Annotated in this window: 14 protein-coding genes; 2 read left to right on the top strand and 12 right to left on the bottom strand. The window is 39.8% G+C overall.

What is annotated here, in order from left to right; all coding sequences use genetic code 11:
* The 5 genes from JOC78_RS06710 to JOC78_RS06690 all read right to left on the bottom strand — a co-directional run bounded on the left by JOC78_RS06710 (position 1) and on the right by JOC78_RS06690 (position 9,587).
* Positions 1–1,086, bottom strand: a complete 1,086-nt coding sequence (locus JOC78_RS06710; protein WP_204553728.1) for a response regulator — start codon at positions 1,084–1,086, stop codon at positions 1–3.
* Positions 1,087–4,122 (bottom strand): ATP-binding protein, encoded by a 3,036-nt coding sequence (locus JOC78_RS06705; RefSeq protein WP_204553727.1) that lies wholly within the window; start codon positions 4,120–4,122, stop codon positions 1,087–1,089.
* Positions 4,123–4,391: 269 nt separating this feature from the next.
* On the bottom strand, positions 4,392–4,718 hold the full coding sequence (locus JOC78_RS06700; protein ID WP_204553726.1) for a hypothetical protein: 327 nt from the start codon (positions 4,716–4,718) through the stop codon (positions 4,392–4,394).
* A gap of 199 nt (positions 4,719–4,917) precedes the next feature.
* A complete protein-coding gene (locus tag JOC78_RS06695) occupies positions 4,918–5,367 on the bottom strand; it encodes a hypothetical protein (protein ID WP_204553725.1) in 450 nt (149 codons plus the stop codon).
* Positions 5,368–6,218: 851 nt separating this feature from the next.
* On the bottom strand, positions 6,219–9,587 hold the full coding sequence (locus JOC78_RS06690; protein WP_204553724.1) for an S-layer homology domain-containing protein: 3,369 nt from the start codon (positions 9,585–9,587) through the stop codon (positions 6,219–6,221).
* A gap of 512 nt (positions 9,588–10,099) precedes the next feature.
* Between JOC78_RS06690 and JOC78_RS06685 the strand changes: the two genes are divergently transcribed.
* Positions 10,100–10,504: a BclA C-terminal domain-containing protein gene (locus JOC78_RS06685; protein ID WP_338023180.1), complete on the top strand. Its 405-nt coding sequence runs from the start codon at positions 10,100–10,102 to the stop codon at positions 10,502–10,504.
* Between the two features lie 592 nt (positions 10,505–11,096).
* Here JOC78_RS06685 and JOC78_RS06680 read toward each other — a convergent pair.
* The 7 genes from JOC78_RS06680 to JOC78_RS06650 all read right to left on the bottom strand — a co-directional run bounded on the left by JOC78_RS06680 (position 11,097) and on the right by JOC78_RS06650 (position 19,038).
* Entirely contained in the window at positions 11,097–11,888 is a 792-nt protein-coding gene (locus tag JOC78_RS06680; protein ID WP_204553722.1) for a transposase, read from the bottom strand.
* Positions 11,889–11,915: 27 nt separating this feature from the next.
* Entirely contained in the window at positions 11,916–13,445 is a 1,530-nt protein-coding gene (locus tag JOC78_RS06675; protein WP_204553721.1) for a YifB family Mg chelatase-like AAA ATPase, read from the bottom strand.
* Between the two features lie 368 nt (positions 13,446–13,813).
* The gene (locus tag JOC78_RS06670; protein WP_204553720.1) at positions 13,814–13,957 is read right to left on the bottom strand and encodes a hypothetical protein; all 144 of its coding nucleotides are present in this window, start codon (positions 13,955–13,957) and stop codon (positions 13,814–13,816) included.
* A gap of 464 nt (positions 13,958–14,421) precedes the next feature.
* The gene (locus JOC78_RS06665) at positions 14,422–14,616 is read right to left on the bottom strand and encodes a hypothetical protein (RefSeq protein WP_204553719.1); all 195 of its coding nucleotides are present in this window, start codon (positions 14,614–14,616) and stop codon (positions 14,422–14,424) included.
* Positions 14,617–14,623: 7 nt separating this feature from the next.
* Complete coding sequence (locus tag JOC78_RS06660) at positions 14,624–15,013, bottom strand: hypothetical protein (RefSeq protein ID WP_204553718.1); 390 nt, start codon at positions 15,011–15,013, stop codon at positions 14,624–14,626.
* A 244-nt stretch (positions 15,014–15,257) separates the two neighbouring features.
* Positions 15,258–15,605 (bottom strand): hypothetical protein, encoded by a 348-nt coding sequence (locus tag JOC78_RS06655; RefSeq protein WP_204553717.1) that lies wholly within the window; start codon positions 15,603–15,605, stop codon positions 15,258–15,260.
* A 478-nt stretch (positions 15,606–16,083) separates the two neighbouring features.
* Positions 16,084–19,038, bottom strand: coding sequence for an S-layer homology domain-containing protein (locus JOC78_RS06650; protein ID WP_204553716.1), 2,955 nt, complete (start codon positions 19,036–19,038; stop codon positions 16,084–16,086).
* Between the two features lie 651 nt (positions 19,039–19,689).
* Here JOC78_RS06650 and JOC78_RS06645 point away from each other — a divergent pair.
* Positions 19,690–20,664 (top strand): C40 family peptidase, encoded by a 975-nt coding sequence (locus JOC78_RS06645; protein ID WP_204553715.1) that lies wholly within the window; start codon positions 19,690–19,692, stop codon positions 20,662–20,664.
* Positions 20,665–20,753 lie beyond the last annotated feature (89 nt).

Raw genomic sequence — 20,753 nt, 5'->3', positions numbered from 1 at the left:
CTATTCGGTGGCGATCTTGAGCATTAATTGTTGTGTGGCATAATTAGGAGATAAATTTAGCTCTTCTTTGAGAAGATCAGTATATGCTTCGTAAGTCTGCCTGGCTTGCGTTGAGTGTTTCAATTTAATCAGGCATTCTAAAAATTGATAAGTAGAGGTTTCATGCAAAGGTTCAAGCTGATAAAGCTTCTCTAGAATATTCAGGCGTTTCTCGTCTTTTTTCTCTTCTTTAAGAAGCCCTTCAAGTTTCTGTACATAGTTCTTGCGAAGAGACTCTTGGTAAGCAGAAATCCACGGATATCCCTCTCTTTGCAGATAATCTTCTGTATACAAAGAGGTGAATGAAAGTACATCAGTGACTTTTCGCTGGCCCAGTGCCGCTAATAAAGGGTCTGTATCTTTCTTTAGCGGTAACTCTAGTGAGTAACTGGCGCCAGAATATTGGAGTGCCTTCTCATACCCAATATCCTTTAGCTTTTTTCTTAATTGATACACAGTGGTGTGCAATAAGTTCACCGCTTTATCTAACGGCTGATTCGGCCATAAATCTTCTAAAATGAGGGAACGGTCCACAGGCTGATTTTTATGAAGCAAATACGCGCACAATTCTTTCACCTTTTTCGTCCGCCACTTGACGAGTTCCCCCTCTTCATCCATCAGCATAAACTGGCCGAGAAAATAGGCACACAGCGGCCGGTCAACCTTCACCTCAGCCTGTAGCACATCCCGCCTGTCCAGTATATGTGAAAGCAAGGACTGTAAACGCTCTTTCTGAATTGGCTTCAGTAAATAGCCTGAAGCATGCACATCAAACGCTTCTAATGCAAAATGATCATATGCGGTGACAAATACTATTTCAGTTCGAGGCGCAAATGTCTTTACCCGCCGGGCCGCCTCAATCCCGTTGATCGAAGGCATATCTATATCTAAAAATACAATATCCGGAGTTAATTTCGTAATTTCTAAAAGTCCCTCCTCTGCTAATGTAAACGTTCCAACGACTTCTAATTGACTAATCTCTTGAAGAAGATTCTTTAATAAAAGCAGAGCTAATGGTTCGTCATCAATTAGCACAGCCTTCCACATTTAAGCGTCCTCCTGTTCTTTAACCGGAATAGAGATAGTAATAGCCGTCCCCTGGTTCAATTCACTCGTTATTGTAATAGATGCTCCATGTATTTTTCGGATTCTCTTTACAATGTTAGCTACTCCAATTCCATTTGGCGATGATTCGGTTAAGAGCTCATTCAGCTTTGCTTCTGACATTCCAACTCCATTATCTTCAATGGTAATCTCTAATTTCTCATCTTTACTGATTGTTAAAGTAATTTCTCCTTTTACCTGTTTTTTACTGACTCCGTGCCGAATGGCATTTTCAATCAGCGGCTGCAAAATTAGCGGTGGAACATCTTCTTCCACCGCCGCATCCATCTGAATGATAAACTCAAAACTTTCCGGGAAACGGATTTTTTCAATTTCTACATAAACTTTAATTAAAGCTAGCTCTTTCGACAGCGGTACCTTCTCCTGAGTATTTGAAAAGTGAAAACTACCTCTTAAAAACGTCGCGAAATCGGTGATCAGCTTTCTAGAAAGATCCACATCTACATAACTTAAAGCTAAAATCGAGTTAAGAACATTATATAAGAAATGTGGACGAATTTGTGCCTGCAAAAACGCCACTTCCATTTGAACCGCCGACTGTGCAGATTCCTTGATTAGCAGAAGATTTCTCATTCTTGTTTTTAATTCCGTATAATCTAAAGGCTTTTGCAAGAAATCATTGGCACCTGCATCAAACGCTGCGATCATATCTTCCGGGTGAATGGCTGCTGTCAGCATTAACAAAGGCAGCTCAGTCATAGAATAGCGTTTTCTCACTTCACGTGCTACTTCATAACCTGAGAGACCCGGCATCATGATATCTAAAATTAATAGATCTATATCCGGGTGAGTCTCTAACATCTTAACCACTTCTGTTCCTTGGGAAAGAGCAATGACATAATAGCCTTCTTCTTGCAATGTTTCCACCATCACCGATAGAATAACAGCATCATCCTCAGCTATCATTACTTTCTTTCCTGGCTGAGCATACAGATAAGGGAATTGCAAATGGTCTTGAGGGTTGCTGTGGTCTGTCGGAGACCAATCTAGTTCTACTTCCGACTCCTTGCTCACTGGCAAGGAAATATAGACACTTGTGCCTGCACCAGCTTCTGATTCTACCCATATTTCTCCAGACTGAAGTTCCACTAATTGCTTGGTGATTGTTAATCCGAGCCCAATGCCAGAATGATCTTCCCTGGAGGTAGCGCTTTGCTGATAAGGGTCAAATAATGTTGGAAGCAGTTCTTGCTCAATCCCGCTTCCTGTATCTGAAATAACAGTAATGATCCGCTCATCTTTCTCATAAGCATAAATGGTAATTTCACCTGAACTCGTATGCTTCACTGCATTATCAATTAAATTATAGAAAACTTGTCTCATTCGGTATTTATCCGCAATCACAGGTGATAGTTGGTCTGATATTTGAACTTTTAATGAAACATTTGCTTTCACCATGTACGAAAAAATTTCGACAACGCTGCCAGCGGTCGCTTTAATATCCACTGCCTGAGTGTTAATGGCCAATTCTCCTTGCTTAAGCTTGGATAAATCCAGAATGTCATTGACTAACGCCGACAGACGCTTGGCAATCTGTACGACTAGCCCTAATTTCCTTTGATGTTCGTCAGTTAATCCCTGTTCCTCATGAGAATCAAGCATCGACTGTAAAATCATACTGACTCCATGCAGAGGTGTACGGAATTCATGTGACGTTTTTGCCAAGAATTCATCTTTAAACTCGTCAGCTTTCAGCAATGCTTCAGATAGCATTTCATTCTTTTTATACGTATCGGAAAATCTGAGCGCCATGAATAAAGAAAGCATTAATAAATAGGCAAATGGCAGAATGGGGGGCAAAACAGTTAAATCCGTCTCACTCGATACATTAAAGGTACCCGCTACAAAGTAAAGAATAATGGCGACCGAACTGATGACTAAGTAGGAGCTTCCGGTTACTTTCGAACGAACGGCACGGACTTGAATCCAAATGATTATTAAAAACACGCTAAGTAAATAAACAGAATATAGATACTGCAAATGTGAATTAATGTGAACAGGCAATAGAGCTGTTCCAATCAAGAGATATCCTATTCTAACCAAGAAGTTGGCCGTTGCTTTTGGGGTATAATCGGGCAGCGCCTTCACAAAATAAAGCAGCAAGAAAACACCTATTGCAATTGTGGATACACCTTGCAGCCGTTCAAACCAATCATATGGCATCTGCTCCAGAAGAACGGATAGAATTTTCTCTCCATGGGTCAGCGTATAGAGAAATATTGATACTGAAAAAAGTGCCAGATAAAATAGCTCTCGATGCTGTTGCATATGCAAATAAAAACCATAGAAATAAATCGCCATCATTGAAAAAGCGGCACACATGATCCAATCATATGCAAGAGTCGTATTCGTTAAATTACTAATAGACTGGCTGCTGCCGAGATAAATAGAGCCCATGATCCCTCCGCCAGAGGCATAATGAAAATTGGCTACTTGAACAACGATATCCAGTGTTTGTTTATCAGCATAAAAATAAGCAGTATAAGGGGTATTTCGCTGCTGGTAGAGAGAGCCGCTCTCAGAAGGTTTCCCGCTGTTTCCAGCAAGTTTTCCGTTCACGTATAAGGCATGGGACATACGGATATTAGATGTTTTGATTCCCAAAACTTGTTGAGAGGCCGGAAGCTTCACACGCAGCCGGTAACTGCCTGCCATATGCTTTGGCACGGATTGTCCTTTGACTGTGTAATGTGACCAAAGTGAAGGGACAGATACGAAGTCTTTCTCATCTGCTGTCTCAAACCCTTCTGAATCCACTAGCCGATTCGGGATAAATTCCCACTCTCCATGCAACTTTACCGCTTCATTCTCTGCAAGCTTTAGCTCCTTGAGATCCACCACTCCCGAGACAGCGACCGCTTCCTTCACTTTACTCATTTGAATAAAATAGACACTAAACATTACTAAAAACACTAACGCTCCACAAAATAATAAGATTAAATTTAACCTCAACTTCATCTTTTTCCTCCACCTTAATGACAAAGGGGAGAAAGTTCTCACATTACATCTCTATCGCGCAGATGTAACTTGAAAACCTTCCCGCTTTTCAAAAATACCCTGCTCCAATCTCATGCGAAGGGCAGGGTGTCTTGTTGTTTATCCTTTTACAATATCTAGTAAGTAGTATAGCATTTTTGCTGAGTAACAGAATAATATTTCTTTGAAGATTAGGAGGACAAGGGGTCCCTAGTGAGAGAGGACAAGGGACCTGTCCCTGCGTCTCACTTTTATGGTTGATCTGGTTGGAAAAACGGCAGTTCAAAAATCATCCATTTACCAGAATGCATTTCAGCAATATAATAACGTTCATTATTATTAATATCGGTAAGTTTGAAGTATATTTGATTATTATTCACCGCTCCGGGAGCACCAATATTAAATGTTGCTTCCTTTCCAACTACAGAAGATGTAAGGCTAGCGCCTCTATATTTTATAGAATTATGAAAACCAATAGTAACAGCTGCTTCTTCATCTATCGTAATAGAGAATCCATTGGAACCATTGGAGGCTGTAGAATTAACTATTGCAGTAGGTGCAGTTGTATCACTTGACACGGGTGGTGCGCTATTCTCGTCTTATACCTTTTCTTTTTCTCAGTTTTATAACGAGCCTTCACCATGCAGGCGGCTTTCACCGCACACGGCGATCCGTCAGTTTTTTTCTTGCTTTATTTCCCCTAATTGATTTTGAAACAGTGGAGGGTGATTCTTCTGTTTCAATCTTACAAGGTCCATACCTGTGTATCGCTTCCACTTAGAAATGTTTGCTGCCATTCGCTTCTCTTACTTTTGCATTCGTATCAATTGGAACTCCGTCTTTATTTTTTATTGTTGCGCTTGGAGTAAATTCAATATACTCAGATTCTGAAGCGTCAGCATATTGGCTTGATGTAGTGGAGGAATTAGGAACGTTCCTAAAATTATCTATAGTGAGGATCGTTCCCGTTTCATCAAGTGAAATGTAATCTATATCGGGATCATTACTCCTAATTATTACATATCCTACAACTTTAAATGTTCCAATTTGAAAATCATTTATTTTCGAACCAGTAAACTCCATTTTTTGAAAATATGCGTCAGTGTTTATGGCTAATTCATTCAGTGTCGTTGGGTTGACCATGCCACCTATTGTTAGATCACGATGAATAGTTGTTGGGTCGATCTCTTCACTAAATGTAATAACAATTTGATCACCATAATCCAAAGCCGCTTCTTTACCCGTTCCATTTTTAAAATCGATGCTTGAAACTTTGAATGTATTGCTATTCTCGCCTTATTCTACAAGATGTAGATTTATCACGAGCCTACACCATACAAGCGGCTTTCACCGCATATGGCGTGCGATCAGCAGCTAGGACATATGAACGGTTCCCGCTGTTTTGTTTCTCCGGTAAAAGTGAATCAAAAGAACCGTCCTCCTGTTTCACTTATTTAAGCTTAATTTTGGGGAAATAAGCTTTAAGAACTTACTACTGACTGAGTTCCTTCGCTCCGACATGTTTTGTCCTTCTCGTATGTTGCCATACAAGTCCAAGCGGCATGTGATCAACGCTACTATGAACCCGCTGCCATCCTCATTGCTTCTGTGGTGCTGATTCACCTCTTCAATGAGAACTTCAAACGTTCCGTTATGTCCATCCCTTGTTTTGACAGCCTTAGGCCTCCACTATTCAGGTATGAGAACGGCCAGTTTAACAGTCAATTACACTGACCGCCGTTGCACTATTTCAAATGCATGGATAAATGCCGAACTCCTAGCAATCCGCGACATTTATTACCTCACCCTGCCTGCATGGATTCGTCTGCCTGGCCATAGCTGTCTTTTAAAGAGCCCCGCCCCAGATTTGGGTACGACTTCACCTGACTTAGCCCCTTCCGCGTATCAGCGCGTCACTGGACCCAGGAGGATTAGGCACTTGCTTTTTTGACTGTTGAGCAAGAACAGGAACTTCCCCTGTCAATTGGTACATAACAGTTAGAAAGGAGTCTCTATTTTAAAGACAGAGCCTTTCCACTTTTTTCACTAGCTTGCTAGCTTATAAAGTAACGTTTCGTTTAGTTTTGTTGAGGAGTGACTGTAATGGTTTTAGATACTGTGTTTTCATTGCCATTGACATCATATTTATCCACGTAAGTAATAATCACTGAACCCGATGGTAAACTTGCTGTTGTTCCAGTAAAACTGTCCGAGTTATTACCCGTCTCAGTCAGCTCTAGTGTTTCGTTACCAACTAATACATTTACTTTTTCTATTACATTTGGATTTTTATTAAGGTCGGCATCTGTGACTGTCACATCCACTGTACTATTCTCTTGCACTGTGGCAGCAGAAACTTGCAATGTTCCTGTCGTCGTCGGCACTTTTTCTAGCGCAATATCAGCATTCGTCAGTTTCGCTGGCACTTGTTTGCTATCTAAAAGTGAGCCGTCACCTAGGTGAATCCATGTGTTTCCAACACCACCAGCATTTGTAATAAGGTTGTCCACTTCTGCTTTTTTACTGTCCGTAAGAGAAATGATAATTCTATTGCCATCTATTACGTAAGTACCAGCTAATTCTAAACTTGTAACGTTCGCTGTTCCATAACTAACTTTCGTTCTGCTGAGATCGACTGCAGCCACTTTCGTTGCATCATTTACATTCAGTACAAGCTGGCCTGTTGTTTGGTCATACGTGACTTTAGTATCCGTGACAGTTGCGCCGCTTCCGTTTGTTTCCCAATCGGTGACTAATGTTTTAAGGTCACTTAGCTTTTTCACATGTGCAGCAGATACTTGCGATTTTTGATCTTCCGTCAACAAGAAATGGCTGTATTCCGCACTATGGAAGGCCGGACGGTCATTGAAAGTGAATGAATTTACATCTGGCAGCTGATCGATAGCCAATTCGACTGAGTTAACAGTTGGATCTACGGAAGCAATCTGGCCAGACTCTAATGGAATGTCTGATTTGGTCAGCTTCGCTGGTACATGTTTTTCATTCAGTAACGTGCCGCCACCTAAATGGATCCATGTGTTACCGATACCGCCAGCAGCTGTAATGAGATTATTCACCTCTGTTTTCTTCGCTGCCGGCAGTGTAATGGTTACTTTATTGTGTTGCACTGAATACGCTCCACTTAATTCAACACTGCCATTGCCACTATTAATTTTTATTCGGCTTAAATCTATAGAGGTCACTTTTAATCCATCATTTATATTTAGTACGAGCTGACCAGTGTCTTTATCATAGCTGACTTTCGAGTCTGTGACGTCAGCACCGCTGCCATCTCTTTCCCAACCGTCAATCAATGTTTTTAAGCTGGTTAACTTTACCTTTGCTCCAGCATCTACTTGTGCTTTTTGATTATCTGTCAATACATAATGGCTGTATTCAGCGCTATAGAAAGCCGGACGATCGTTGAAAGTAAAGTCGTTTTTATTTTTTAATTGTTCGATAGCCGACTCAACCGCCACTACCGCTGGATGTTTGGTAATTGTAATTGAGACTGGCTGTGATACGTTGCCAGAACGATCGATTGCATAGAGTTTGTAGGCTCCAATAGTTAATCCAGTAGTTGAAATCGTTACACTTGTATTAGCTGAAGTGACATTGGCTGTTTTGGCTGTTCCTCCAGTCACAAGTGTGTCTAAATCGGCTTTGGTTGCAGGGGTTGCTCCCACCGGCACTAGGTAAACGGCACCAGTTTCTGTGCTTGTAATCAATGCATCGGCTTCACTAGCAATCGACTGGTTCTGCGCAGTTACCGTTGGAGCCATTCGGTCAGGTACACTTCCGCCTCCGGTGGCCGGTGGAGGCACATCAGGGTTTTTCACTCCGCCAATCTGATCCACGTTGTTCTTTACGTTCTCGTAATTGCTTATGGCCTCTTGCGGCTTGACACCTGGAGGGAGAACCAGGTTCTTCACTTTCGTATTGTTGCCGAGTACAAATCTAGACGTTTTGTCTGCTGTTTGAAGTGTACCTACTGTTCCAGATGTCTGCACGGTAACGGTAGAACTTTGATCAGCCACTACTTTCCCGAAATCTCCACTGCCTGAAATGGTAATGCTTTGATTGCCTTCTACAACTATCTCTGCTACATCTGAGTCAACCACTACATGCTGAACGCCGTCTTCAATCACGATTCTTGGGATAACCACTGAATCATCTGCTCTGAAGGTAACATTTCCAGAAAGCGAAACCAATCCCATCTTAGAGGAGCCCTTTGGCTGCACATTTACGTTCGATTTATTTACTTGAACTGCCCCTAAATTTGAATTGTCAAAAATAATTGAAATTTGATTATTGACCGCTGTTTTTTCCTGAAGTTTGCTTGCATATTGCTTATAAGTTAAAGATTGATAGAATTTATTTGTTTGCTGGGCAGAGGCTTTCACTTCATCAGCGACAATTGTTTTTCCTTCAACCGTTAAATGATCTGAGTAAAAAGAATTTTTTACTCCTTCTCCAAGCTTAAGATCTCCTTTAATTTTCGCATTTTTCAGCGTCAAGTAATCTGCACTCACAATGACATCTGCTTGAATTGTTGCACCTTTTGCATCAAATACCATGTGGTCTGCGTAAGGCTTACTTGATTCGGAACTCGCTTTGCCGCTCTCTTTAAGTTCAACCGACTCTACTTTTTCTACTTTTCCATCTTTTACGGTCAAATTAATTTGGCCGCCTTTTAAAGCAGCTAAATTAGCGGAATTCAGCCAGCCTTTCAAATCTGCCGGTAAGGCATAAGTGCCCGCTTTTGTTACGATATCCTGATTGGTTATATTGGTAATTTCAGATCTTACTTGTATTCCTTTGGTTACATGTTCACTTCGGTAAATAAATGACGCCATTTGACCTCTAAGGACAGGCTGATTAGGCGAAAACGTTGTAGGGGTTGTGCCAGTTGTAATCTCTTTATCTACTAACGGTTTCACGTACTCCGCATACCAATCTGTCGTTTTTACATCTTCAAATGGAGATTTTTCAAGTTTTTCAGTACCTAATTTAAACGACAGCGCAATAATTTTTGCCATTTGTGCGCGTGACAAAGGTTCATTCGGCTTGAATTGGTCTCCATACCCTTTCATAATTCCAGCGTTCGAAAGCGCAGCTACATATTCATAGGCCCAGTCTTTTTTAGGCACATCTTTAAAGCCAGGATCTTTTATATTCTTTGTATTCATGTTGAGAGCCATTGCAATAATCTTCGCTGCTTGTGCACGAGTGACTTTCGCATAAGGACGGAACTCTCTGTCATACCCATTGATTACTCCCCGTACATGCAGACTGTTCACGGCATCATAAAAATGATCTTCTGCTTTAACATCTGTAAACTTATGCTGTTCTGCACTTACTGAAGGTGCAACGGCAGTTAAAGCACCGGCGGCTACTGAAATAGACAATGCTGAGTAAAAGAACTTCTCTTTTCTTTTTTTAGGCATAAATACCCTCCTTTTCCGTGAAACAAAAGAACGGGTGGGTCTTGTATTTTTCTTTAACAAATTCAGAATAGAACAGCAGATCCACCCGTATGTTTCATTTGTACTAGTTTACCGTTTAATTCTGAACAAAATCTGTACATTGTTAGGGGGACAAGGGGACAGGTCCCTTGTCCCACCATCCAGATCATAAAGTAAATTAGTCTTCCCTTTCTTAGAGGATTGAGTGATGTATTAGAGTTTTTGCTATAGGTAAATTAAGATTAATTATTCGGGACATTGAACCTGTCCCTGTGTCCCTTTACTAACCTTTTTGGCAAAGGAATTAGATCTGACCCAATTATTTTTTATTTTCAAAAATTTTATTGATATGGTGTGTAAAATTAGAATATACTTATCTTGGGGAAATAAGTAACAAAGAACTTCTTTTGACGGATCGCCGTGTGCCATGAAAGTGGCCTGCACGGTGAAGGCTCGTTATAAACCGAGGTAGAGTCGGATAAAACGAGAATAGTATAATCGCAAGTTCAGCTCAAAATACATCAGGATCAAATGTAATGGTAACGCTCGGAGGATCAAATGTTCCGTTACCTGATAATAAGCAATTAAACTCTGTGACTGTAAACCCAGCAAATGACGTATTCACAGTCCAGCAATCTGGCACTTACGATTTAGAGTACAAGGTATATCTCACTACAGAACTCTTTGTTAGTTCTAAGATCTTATTAAACGGTTCTTTGCTTCCAAATAGTGAATTTAATCCTGCTGCAGTACCTGCTAATTACTTAACGAAGAAAGTTACAGTCAATTTAGCAGCAGGCGATTCCATAAGCCTACAACTCTATGGTTTATTAGGGGTTGTTACATTAGTTGGAAATGATGTATCTAAAGCTACAATGTTGAGTATTACCAAAAAATAAAGGTGAGACATGGGTGAGACAAGGGGACAGGTCCCTTGTCTCACCATTTAGACTATAAAGTAATCTTTCTTAGAGAGATTGAATGAAATATTAGAGTTTTTGCAAGGCAGCTGAACAAGTTTTCACATAGCAAAAAAGAGGTTGGTACGCTGCCAACCTCTTTACTTACATAAAATTTATTTTAGTTCGTCCGGGACGAGGGACCTGTCCCTCTGTCCCCCCTTTCCATATCTCTTTGACTTTGTTCCATAAATCTTTGATGTTGTTCCATAGCCTCCTGTTCCATCGTCTGGCGCTGAAATTCCATCGTTTGCTGTAACAATGTATTGTCATTCTTTTTCACTCTCGAGCTTCTTCCACTCTTTCCAACAAAATTTATTACAATAATAAATGTAGCAATAAGAAGGAATAATTCCATATTGATCTCCCTTATAATTGGATGTTTTTCTTAATATTATAATATCAAATTTTTCTAAAATTGGAAGAGTGGCTAGGAACCGGTCATCTTGTTCAACTAGAGGCAACTTAAGAGTCTTTCTATAATCGCAAAAAGAAGTTAGTGCTCTAGAGCAACTAACCTCTTTGCTTTATTTTATTGGGACAAAGAACCTGTCCCTCTGTCCTCCGCCCGGTGAACCACGCTTTTTGAAAATCCGGTTACTCTGGAGATCTGCCTAATTGACACTCCTTCTAGCTGTTTAAGCGCTGCTAATACCTCATCTCGATCTTCCCTTTCCATTTGTTGCAGGGCACTCATATTTTCAACGCCTAATTTACGCATTTGATCTCTTACTTCTTTGTCAGTGATCATGGTTTTTCTCCAATCATCTAGACACTTGTCATCGTTCTTCTCTTGCATATACTGGATGAAAAGCTCGATCGCTTTCTTTCGATTAGGAGAAAACATGGAGAGTGCATAGTCGATATCTACAAGGGAGGTTTTGTGGAGATATTCGTGAAGACTGGTCCACTTGCTTTCAAATACAGTTCTTGCTAGGCCAGCTTTGAGAGGGTTTTGGTGAATGTATCTTAGTACGGTCATGAAATAAGAATCCGTATCGACCGCTTCACTTTTATAGCGCTCTTGAAATAGGTGTCCGCAGCGCGCATATTTCCAGTTGTACCAATACACATAGCTTGAACTAATTCTTTTAATCGATTCTGAGATACTTTCCTCCTCTGACTCTTTCATTAATAAATGAACATGATTATCCATTAGACAATAGCTAAAAATTTGATAATTGCTTTTGCCTTTATATTTACTCAGCACTTCTAAAAACTTGAATTTATCCTCTTCTTCTTCAAAAATGGTTTGCCTGTTTATGCCTCGGATCATAATATGATAGATTCCGCTGCTGCCTTTTCTCCTTGATTTTCTTGGCATGACATCACTTCCACTATAGGAATTTTTCTATTCTCTTACGACCTGCAGACCTTTTTGATTGCTAGTTTCCCTTATATGAATGGCTTTCCATACAGATTCGTCAGTGATGTGGATGCTGCCTTCTAGGTCTGAAATTGTTCTTGCTAAGCGAATGATCTTGATTTGGACACGGTTGCTCCAATGCTGTTTGGCGGCTGCCTTCGCAATCATTTTGCGCTGGTGTTCCTTTAGAGGGCTGGTCCTGGATAGTATCTCAAAAGGCACTTTTGCATTGTAAAATTGTCCTTCATAACGAGAAAATTGCTGCTCCTGTGCTTTTTTCACTCGATCGCGAATAGCTGCGGAAGATTCACCATTTCTGTGCTCCTGATCAAGATGAACCGGCTTCAGTGCCAGCAAAATATCCATCCGATCCAACACAGGCCCCGACACCCGATTCCGATACATTTGAATTTGTTTCGGGGTGCATGTGCAATAATGGTCGTGAGAACCGAGAAATCCACAGGGACAGGGGTTCATGGCGCCAATGAGGATAAAAGAGGCTGGATAGGTGACAGTTGAGTGAGCACGGCTAATAGTGACTGTTCCCATTTCGAGAGGCTGACGAAGCATATCTAATGTCTTTTTTGGAAACTCGGCCATTTCATCAAGAAACAGCACTCCGTTGTGAGCTAATGAAATTTCTCCGGGCTTTGGGTAAGATCCGCCGCCAATAATTGCAACAGAAGATGCGGAGTGATGAGGGTGTCTGTAGGGAGAGATTTGCGGGTTAGTCAGCTGCTCCTTGGCAAGCTGGTATAGACTGATCACTTCTAATTGCTTTTGTTTCGTCAGCTGGGGGAGAATAGAGGGAAAGGCTTCTGCCAGCATGCTCTTTCCGCAGCCTGGAGGACCGCTCATCAGCACATTATGACCGCCTGCAGCAGCTACTTCTAATATATGCTTGGCCTGTTCATGACCAATAATATCGGTGAAATCTTTTGGGTGTGTGTACGGAATCTCTATATGTTGATCTGCCGGCCTTTCTGTCTGCAGCGGCAAAGAAATTTGTCCGGAGAGATGCTGTAGCACATCACGTATATGGTCAACAACGACGCATTCCAATCCTTCTAGCATATCGATCGGGATCAGCGGATCATAAGGAAGAAAGGCTTTTTTATATCCTAAACTTCTTGCAACAAGTAACGCTGGCAGCATTCCCTCTACTTTCTCAATGGTTCCATCTAAAGATAAAGCGCCGATGAACAAAGTATCAGGAGGTATTTCTGCTTTTATATGATCCATCTCCTTCAGTATCCCAATGGCAATAGCCAGATCAAAAATAGGACCGTTTTTCTTTTGTTCGGATGGAGATAAATTAACAACTATTTTTTGCCTTGCACCATCCGAATCCACTGAGCGAATAGCCGATAACACTCGCTCTTTTGACTCTTTTACAGAGGCATCCGGGAGACCGACAATGACCATCGCATCCATACCGCCGGATATTTGCACTTCTACTTGGACGCGGTAGCCTTCTAAGCCGCGCAGACCAACACTTGAAATTTTTACAGTCAAAGAAAAGCCTCCTTTTTATTGAAGAAATGATGCAGCGAGTGAGAATGATCAGAGTTTGTGTAGTGGGAAAATGATAGTAGTGTAGAGGAAGTACTTTTGGAGTTATAGAGTAGATTCGACAAAATGGGAGCAAATCCTGCACATGATCTAGAATTTTTTAAATTAGTCTTATAGAAAGTTGAGGGCGAATCTGGTGACGCACGGACATTGTTTTTGAACAATGAGTAGGACGAAGCATCCGGACCCGTGTCCTTACTTTATTCCATGGTTTATTTAATGTATAATGGGAATATAATAAAAAAGAGAAGTGCGCTAACACTTCTCCTTGCAACTTCTACCGTCAGGGTGGTGGTTGTTTAAAAATAAGTTTATTTTTGTGAACCACCCTTTTGCTTCCTACGGCGCGGGGTGGTTTTCTTGTTATCTAAAACGTTTTTTCGAAAGGTATGCGCAGCAACTTCCCGCACAATTCCCTTCAAAATTTCACGAATGATTTCAAGAAATGTTTCCATGATTATCACCTCCTTTCCTAAAAGGAAAGAAGAACGACAACCAACCACCCTCACAATATTCAGTTGCTCTTCCATTCTATCACAATTCTATTTAAAATCTTCTTTGAAAAATAGAATAAAGCCTTGTAGAGATCGGAATCTCCACAAGGCTCCCACTGGAACTTTTTGGTAGGACAAGGAACCTGTCCCCGTGTCCCTTCCTTCCCTAGCGGCCGAACTAGCCATACTTTTCCTTGTTTCACCTCTTCCCACTCCTCTGTTATTTACTTTCATAGAAAGTATAACGAGAAAATTTTAGTTTCGAAGGGGGAAAGAAAAGTTTTCTAAGAGAAAACAAACAAAAAAAGAAGCCCTGCAAAGATTGGAATCTCTACAAGGCTTCTGGAACTTTCGGGTGGTACGAGGTACCTGTCCCCGTGTCCCTTCCCTGCAGAGCAATATTACCTTTAATTGAAAATATTCCATTAAATTTGGATGCCTCTTAGTTCTATCATGTAACCCAATTGCTCATATTCATCTTTAAGGTACTCAACCATATTTACAGTTTCACTCAAAGAATTACATACCTTATTTTCTTTAGGAACATTACCTTCATTTAATAGATGAACTTGATAAGCACCCATAGGCGTTGCTCCTACGACAATTTTAATTTTCTTCATTATATTATTACTCCTTTGTTATTTCTACGGAATCAGCTACATCATAAAAATAGGCAGCCTTTTTCACACCTTTCGAATGTATAGGTACGTTATCTTTCTGTAGCCTATAATTGAATACAAACTTAAAAATAAATCCCCAAAAAGCTCCTATGGCTTTCTTCTCAAAATTGGTGAATTCTTGGTCTAATGTATTAGTTGCTTTTAAGAAAACTTTAACAGGTGGAATTTGTAATACATCATTACAAAAGATTATGTGACTCATTAGTTTTTCATCTTGCACAGCCTTTATACATGAATCCCATATATGACCTGAATTCGGAAATTTAGAAAAAGGCTTATAAATGCTTGTAAAATCACTATCTATCTTCTGAATAATTGAATTTGTTGATATTTTCATTTTGACGCCTCCTAACAATTCGTTTATAAGACTCTAAATTAAATGGTTATAAATGAAGTGTATAAAATATACTATTATTTGTCAATGAAAACTTAAAGTTAAGAATGTGTGAATCAAATAACGTTACAAAGAAAAGTAAACAAAGTTTTATTTATCAATGGTTTCCCAGCATATAATGCTCTCTAAAAATTTATCTCGATTAAAAGAAAAAGCCCTGCAGAGATTTCTCTCCACAAGGCTTTCTTTAAGGGCCGCTCTTTCGAGCAAGTGGGACGAGGTACCTGTCCCCGTGTCCCTCGAAACATTCTCCCTTGATTAGTCCAATTCGAAAGCGATCCGTGCCATCAGCGACTAGAACAACGTCGTCTGTTTTCATCCATCGTTGAAATGCAAGCATACTGATACCAGTTTCCGTAAACGCTACATCTCGAAACTTCTTATCTAAACAATCTTCTTCATTATATTTTAACAACAACTGTAACTCGCTTTTCGGCAGCGAATATTCAACTTCCATATAGCTCTTTTTCAAATAAGTTTGAAATGCTGTCTTCTTACCCAATGGCCGAACTAGCCATACTTTTCCTTGTTTCATCTCTTCCCACTCCTCTGTTATTTACTTTCATAGAAAGTATAACGAGGAGATTTTAGATTCGAAGGGGAAAAGAAAAATTTTTATAAAAGAAAGTAAACAAAAAAAGAAGCCTTGCAGAGATCGAAATCTCTACAAGGCTTTCCTTAAGGACTGCTCTTTCGAGCTGGTGGGACGAGGTACCTGTCCCCGTGTCCCTCTATGCTTGAAGAATCAGTTGAAACGGATTAAAGACAAAAGAAAAGCCTTGCAGAGATTTCTCTCCACAAGACCTTCCTTAAGGACTACTCTTTCGAGCAGGTGGGACGTGGTACCTGTCCCCGTGTCCCACGTGTCCCCGTGTTATTTGCTTTCATAGAAAGTATAACGAGGAGATTTTAGATTCGAAAGGAAAAAAATTAAAAAGAATTTAAACAAACAAGAAGACTCCACAGAGATTTCTCTCCATAGAGCCTTCCACAGGGAGTGACAAGCCCCCTCCTTAGTTAGAATAATTTACTACATCAAGTCCAGTTGTTTCTGCTTGTAAAGCATTAGGAGTTGTAGCAGTATCCTTAGTATTTGCTGGAGTTGTAGTGGTAGTTAATTTAAATCCAGCAGAAGCAGCAATTGCAGTAGCAACTTTAGCTTTGTCAACTATAATATTAAACTCAACTTTATTTTTGTCCGCCGATACAATAGTCGCGTCATCTAGAGTAATAGTTACCGGTGTACCTTCAGTTGATTTTAAAACAAATTCTGCTTTATCAGCAACTGATAGCTCTTCACTAAACACAGCAGTTAATTTGTAACCATCTGTTGAATTTCCAGTTAAGAACGCTGAATTAACTTTCGGAGCAGTTTTGTCGACTACTGTTACTTCATTACTAGTATAAGCAATAGTAGAGTTAGCTTCCGTTTTAACATTCGAAGCTGTAATTATTAACTTACCACCTTTAACAAGTTCGGTTGGTAATTTCTTTGTATCTGTAACAGCACTGAAATCAATTAATGCAGTATCGCCTACGCCGCCGGATACAGTAGTAACGTTATTGAAAGTAACTGTAGTTCCTTCAGGTAGCGCTAAACCATTAACAGTATAGTTAGCAAGGTTATCTGCTGCTCCAAGCTTATAATCTCCTGTAGTTTTATCAATTCCATTTACAACATCTGCTTGGTTAAACTTAACCAACACTTTACGATTAGCTGTAGTTGAATCTAACACTGCAGAAGTTGTAGCTCCATCGAAATCTGAATCGATTGTTGCTACTAGCTGTGGAGCCACCGCACCATTATAAGAAAACTTCAATGCTTTTGCCGCATTTTTATTCCCTGAAGTATCAGTAACAGTGTCTACTTTAAGAGCTAAGTTGTAAGTGTCATTTGCTAAAGCTGCTGCTGTAGTAAGCACAACCTTATTATCTGAATCACTGCTAGCATTAGTTAGGCTAGAAGTCGCAACTACGTCACCTTTACTGTTTGTTAATACAAAATCAGTATTATCCACGCCCATAACTTTTTCACTGAAAGCTACTTCAATTTTATTATCAGTACCTGGAAGTACGCGAACACCGTTAAACTCTGGTTTTACAGCTTCTTTAGCAAGAGTAACTTTTTCTGTTTTTTCAGAAATAGTATTTCCAACAGTATCTTTTAATCCCTTTACTGTAACAGAAATTTCAGCTGAAGTTTTGTCAGATGCAATAGGGCTATTATTTAATGTTACATGGAATGTCTTCTTATCATCTGTATCAAGTGTCGCTAAATTAGATTGTGTAAGTACATTGTCGTTAGAGTCTTTAACTACAATTGAATCATAAGCTACAGATGAATTCATTTCTTTATCAAAAACAATATCAAATTGCTTCGGATTTTTTGCTTGCAATGTAAATGTTGGTTTTACTTCATCACGAACTACTGTCACAGATTGTTTAAATGGATTTGAAGCATAGTTACCTGCTAAATCAGCTAATCCGGCGATATTTAATTCGTATGATTTACCAACTTCTAAATCTTTAGCTGAAGAATTAGCTAACGCAAAAGTCCAAGTTTTCTGATCACCAGAAGGATTTGAAGCAGTAGCTATATCATCACCAATTTTAACAAGGCCAAATGACACAGGTTCAGTAAACTTAACATTAATAGCTCTTGTCGTTGTAGAAGTAGTTAAAGCTTTAATTTCTTCAATAGCAGGAGCGGTCTTATCATCTAGTTTAACTGAAGTAGAGAATGGTTTAATAGGTTCTTTTGAGTCTTTAACGACTACATCTTTAACTGAAACATTGTAAAAGTCACCATTCACTAAATTACTACTTGTAGTAAGAATGACAGATTTCTTATTTGGACTTAATTTTACTGTTGATGTTGATTGCGTAAATTTACTGCTACCTGTTTTAACATCTGTAATACTAAACGCGGCGTTTGTGACATCAACTTCTTTATTGAATGTAATCTGCACCTCTTTAAGGTTATTCGCCATTACACTCTCAACAGCCGGAGCCACAGGAGCTGGAACCACTACTGCTGGTTGATCGTCCTCAGCAATTTTCTCGTCCATGAATTCAACTAATTTGTACTCTTTGCCAGCTACTTGCTCAGAAGTAGTAAGGCGTACATATGTGAATTCTGCATCTTGAGCAGCTGCTGCTTTAACTGGAGCTGCAACGATTTCAGCGTCTTTCACTTCTAGGTCACCATCAAATACGAAATCAGATGCTTCAACAGAATCTACATCGCCTTTAATAGTAACAAGAAGGTGAGTGCTGTCTTCTGATTTGATTTCAGTAACAGTTGGAGCATCAGGAGCTGGTTCTGCATCAACTGCGCGAACTAAGAAAGAAGCGTATTGCGCACGAGAAACGTGAGATTTAGGGTTATATTCAGAAACAGCTGTTACACCGTTTTTAGAAAGAATCTCGATGTACGGACGGAACTCTTCGTCAGCTGCTTCAAGATCTTTTACTTTGTTTTCAACTTCTGGATCATTTACAAGGTTGAAAGCTTTAACTAAAACTTTCGCCATTGCTTGACGAGAAATGTTGTTGTTTGGAAGAAGGTTGTTGTTAACGCCTTCGAATGTACCATATTTCTTAACGATCAAAGATGCTTCGTAAAGCTCTTGATCCGCATAGTCAGCAGGAACGTCAGCGAATGGTGTAACACCAGCTGTGTCAACTGTTCCGTGAACAGCTTCAAGGTGACGAGCAAGAGTTTTCACTACTTGACCACGTTTCACGCTTGTGTTTGGCATGAATTTGCCTTCGTTTTCACCAGCAGTGTAACCTTTAACAAGACCTAGTTCAGCTGCTTTATAGATATTGTCTTTATGAGAACCGAAATCAGCCTCATCTTTGAATTGTGTTTCTGCTGCGAATACTGGAGATACTGCAGTTGCTACTAAAGCAGCAGTTACAGATCCTGCAACGAACTTGCGGTAAGACTTTGGTTGGTTAGCCATGTAATTATTTCCTCCTCAAGAAATGTCTAATATGGTAAGTCTGTTAAGAGGATATGTAAAATATGACACTCTTAAGTAGACTTGGTAACAAATACATATTTTAGTATATATGGATAAAAGAAATGTGTCAACAGATTACAAAAACCTGCTTTACGCAAAATTATTGTCATATTCTCTGACTAATTCACTTCTTTCGTCTCATGAGTAATTTTACCGTATTTTTTTCCAAAAACAATAGTTTTTTAGAAAATTTTATCAAATATATTATTATTTTTTCCAAATCAGAAGAAATAAAGGATCTTATCCCTAGGTATGTATCTATTCTATATTCAACCAGTTTTCTTCATCATCTATTACAACTGCCATTTATACTAATCACCTATCAACTTTATATTTCAATTATGTTACAAAAACCTATGTATTTCCCCATTTTTCTCCTCATTAAACCTCTTATTTCTGTGTTTCTTCCTATAATAAAGGCTTTTTCCTTTCAATTTTTCTTGTAAATCTGTTACTCAACTGTAACGTTTAAATCTATGAATCTATGCTAGAATATTTCTCGGGTGGAAAAATAGAGAAAAAAGTAACCGAAATTATACAGTTGAAATAATTTTCATTGTTTCATTAGAGAGAGGAGAACAAGCTTTTACCATGAAGAGGCTATTTGTTGTAATATTTACTGCATTGTTGTTTTTGCTCGTGCCGAATCTGGAAGCGAGCGCATCATCGAATTATGATCGCTTAGTTCCGATCGCTAAGAAATATATTGGAGTCCCATATAAATGGGGCGGCACGACACCTTACGGATTTGATTGTTCAGGCTATATCGGCCAAGTATATAAAGAGATCGGGGTTACATTACCTAGAACCTCAAGACAAATGTACCAAACTGGAACACCTGTTTCGAAGAGCCAGCTGCAGGTTGGAGACCTAGTTTTCTTCAACACAAGCGGCAGCGGCATCTCCCACGTTGGAATTTATGCGGGGAATAACGAATTTATTCAATCTTCCTCATCAAAAGGTGTTTCTACATCTACTTTAAGCAATACTTACTGGAAATCTAAATATGTTGGAGCGAAACGTGTTCTTGCCCATTACGGTCAAGCCGGCCAGTTCCGCGATGTTGGTTCAAGCCACTGGATCTACCCAGCTGTTTCAAAATTAGGACAAGAAAATATTGTTGTCGGCTACCAAAGCGGCTACTTCCGTCCAAACGACTTTATCAAGCGTGCGGATGTTGCGGCTCTTTTAGCTGAAACATTTAATATGAGAATGAATAACCGCACACCGAAATACCCAGACGTAACTGGTCCTCACTGGGCAGTAGGCGTTGTCAATGCGGTATCTACTGAAGGGATCTTCTCAGGAGATAGCCGCAACCGCTTCCGTCCAAATGATGTATTAACACGCGGACAGATGGCGAAGGTTATGGTGAATGCGTTTAACTTAAAAGGATCGTCAAGCAAAGAGTTTACTGATGTACCTGCGAACCACTGGGCGCGCAACTACATCAAAACATTAGATGCCAGCGGATTAACAACAGGTTATCCGGACGGCTCATTCCATCCAGAGGATAAAGTAACAAGAGCACAGTTTGTTACATTCCTTTACAGAGCGTTATATTAATAGAAGATGAGTGATGGCCTCTCGGGATTCCGAGAGGCTTTTTGTTTGGGTTAGAGGATGAATTTGGACCGCTGCTTTAACGAAAAAGC

The organism is Bacillus ectoiniformans (assembly GCF_016908875.1).
In the GTDB taxonomy this organism is placed as follows: Bacteria; Bacillota; Bacilli; order Bacillales; family Domibacillaceae; genus Bacillus_BX; species Bacillus_BX ectoiniformans.
The sequence above is the reverse complement of the archived record's forward strand: the minus strand, read 5'-3'. Positions and strand labels throughout refer to the sequence as shown.

What these genes read in the sequence shown, in the direction of transcription:
- JOC78_RS06710 (WP_204553728.1), bottom strand. Translation starts at nt 1,086, where the DNA reads ATGTGGAAGGCTGTGCTAATTGATGACGAACCATTAGCTCTGCTTTTA.
- JOC78_RS06705 (WP_204553727.1), bottom strand. Translation starts at nt 4,122, where the DNA reads ATGAAGTTGAGGTTAAATTTAATCTTATTATTTTGTGGAGCGTTAGTG.
- JOC78_RS06690 (WP_204553724.1), bottom strand. Translation starts at nt 9,587, where the DNA reads ATGCCTAAAAAAAGAAAAGAGAAGTTCTTTTACTCAGCATTGTCTATT.
- JOC78_RS06680 (WP_204553722.1), bottom strand. Translation starts at nt 11,888, where the DNA reads ATGCCAAGAAAATCAAGGAGAAAAGGCAGCAGCGGAATCTATCATATT.
- JOC78_RS06670 (WP_204553720.1), bottom strand. Translation starts at nt 13,957, where the DNA reads ATGGAAACATTTCTTGAAATCATTCGTGAAATTTTGAAGGGAATTGTG.
- JOC78_RS06665 (WP_204553719.1), bottom strand. Translation starts at nt 14,616, where the DNA reads ATGAAGAAAATTAAAATTGTCGTAGGAGCAACGCCTATGGGTGCTTAT.
- JOC78_RS06660 (WP_204553718.1), bottom strand. Translation starts at nt 15,013, where the DNA reads ATGAAAATATCAACAAATTCAATTATTCAGAAGATAGATAGTGATTTT.
- JOC78_RS06655 (WP_204553717.1), bottom strand. Translation starts at nt 15,605, where the DNA reads ATGAAACAAGGAAAAGTATGGCTAGTTCGGCCATTGGGTAAGAAGACA.
- JOC78_RS06650 (WP_204553716.1), bottom strand. Translation starts at nt 19,038, where the DNA reads ATGGCTAACCAACCAAAGTCTTACCGCAAGTTCGTTGCAGGATCTGTA.
- JOC78_RS06645 (WP_204553715.1), top strand. Translation starts at nt 19,690, where the DNA reads ATGAAGAGGCTATTTGTTGTAATATTTACTGCATTGTTGTTTTTGCTC.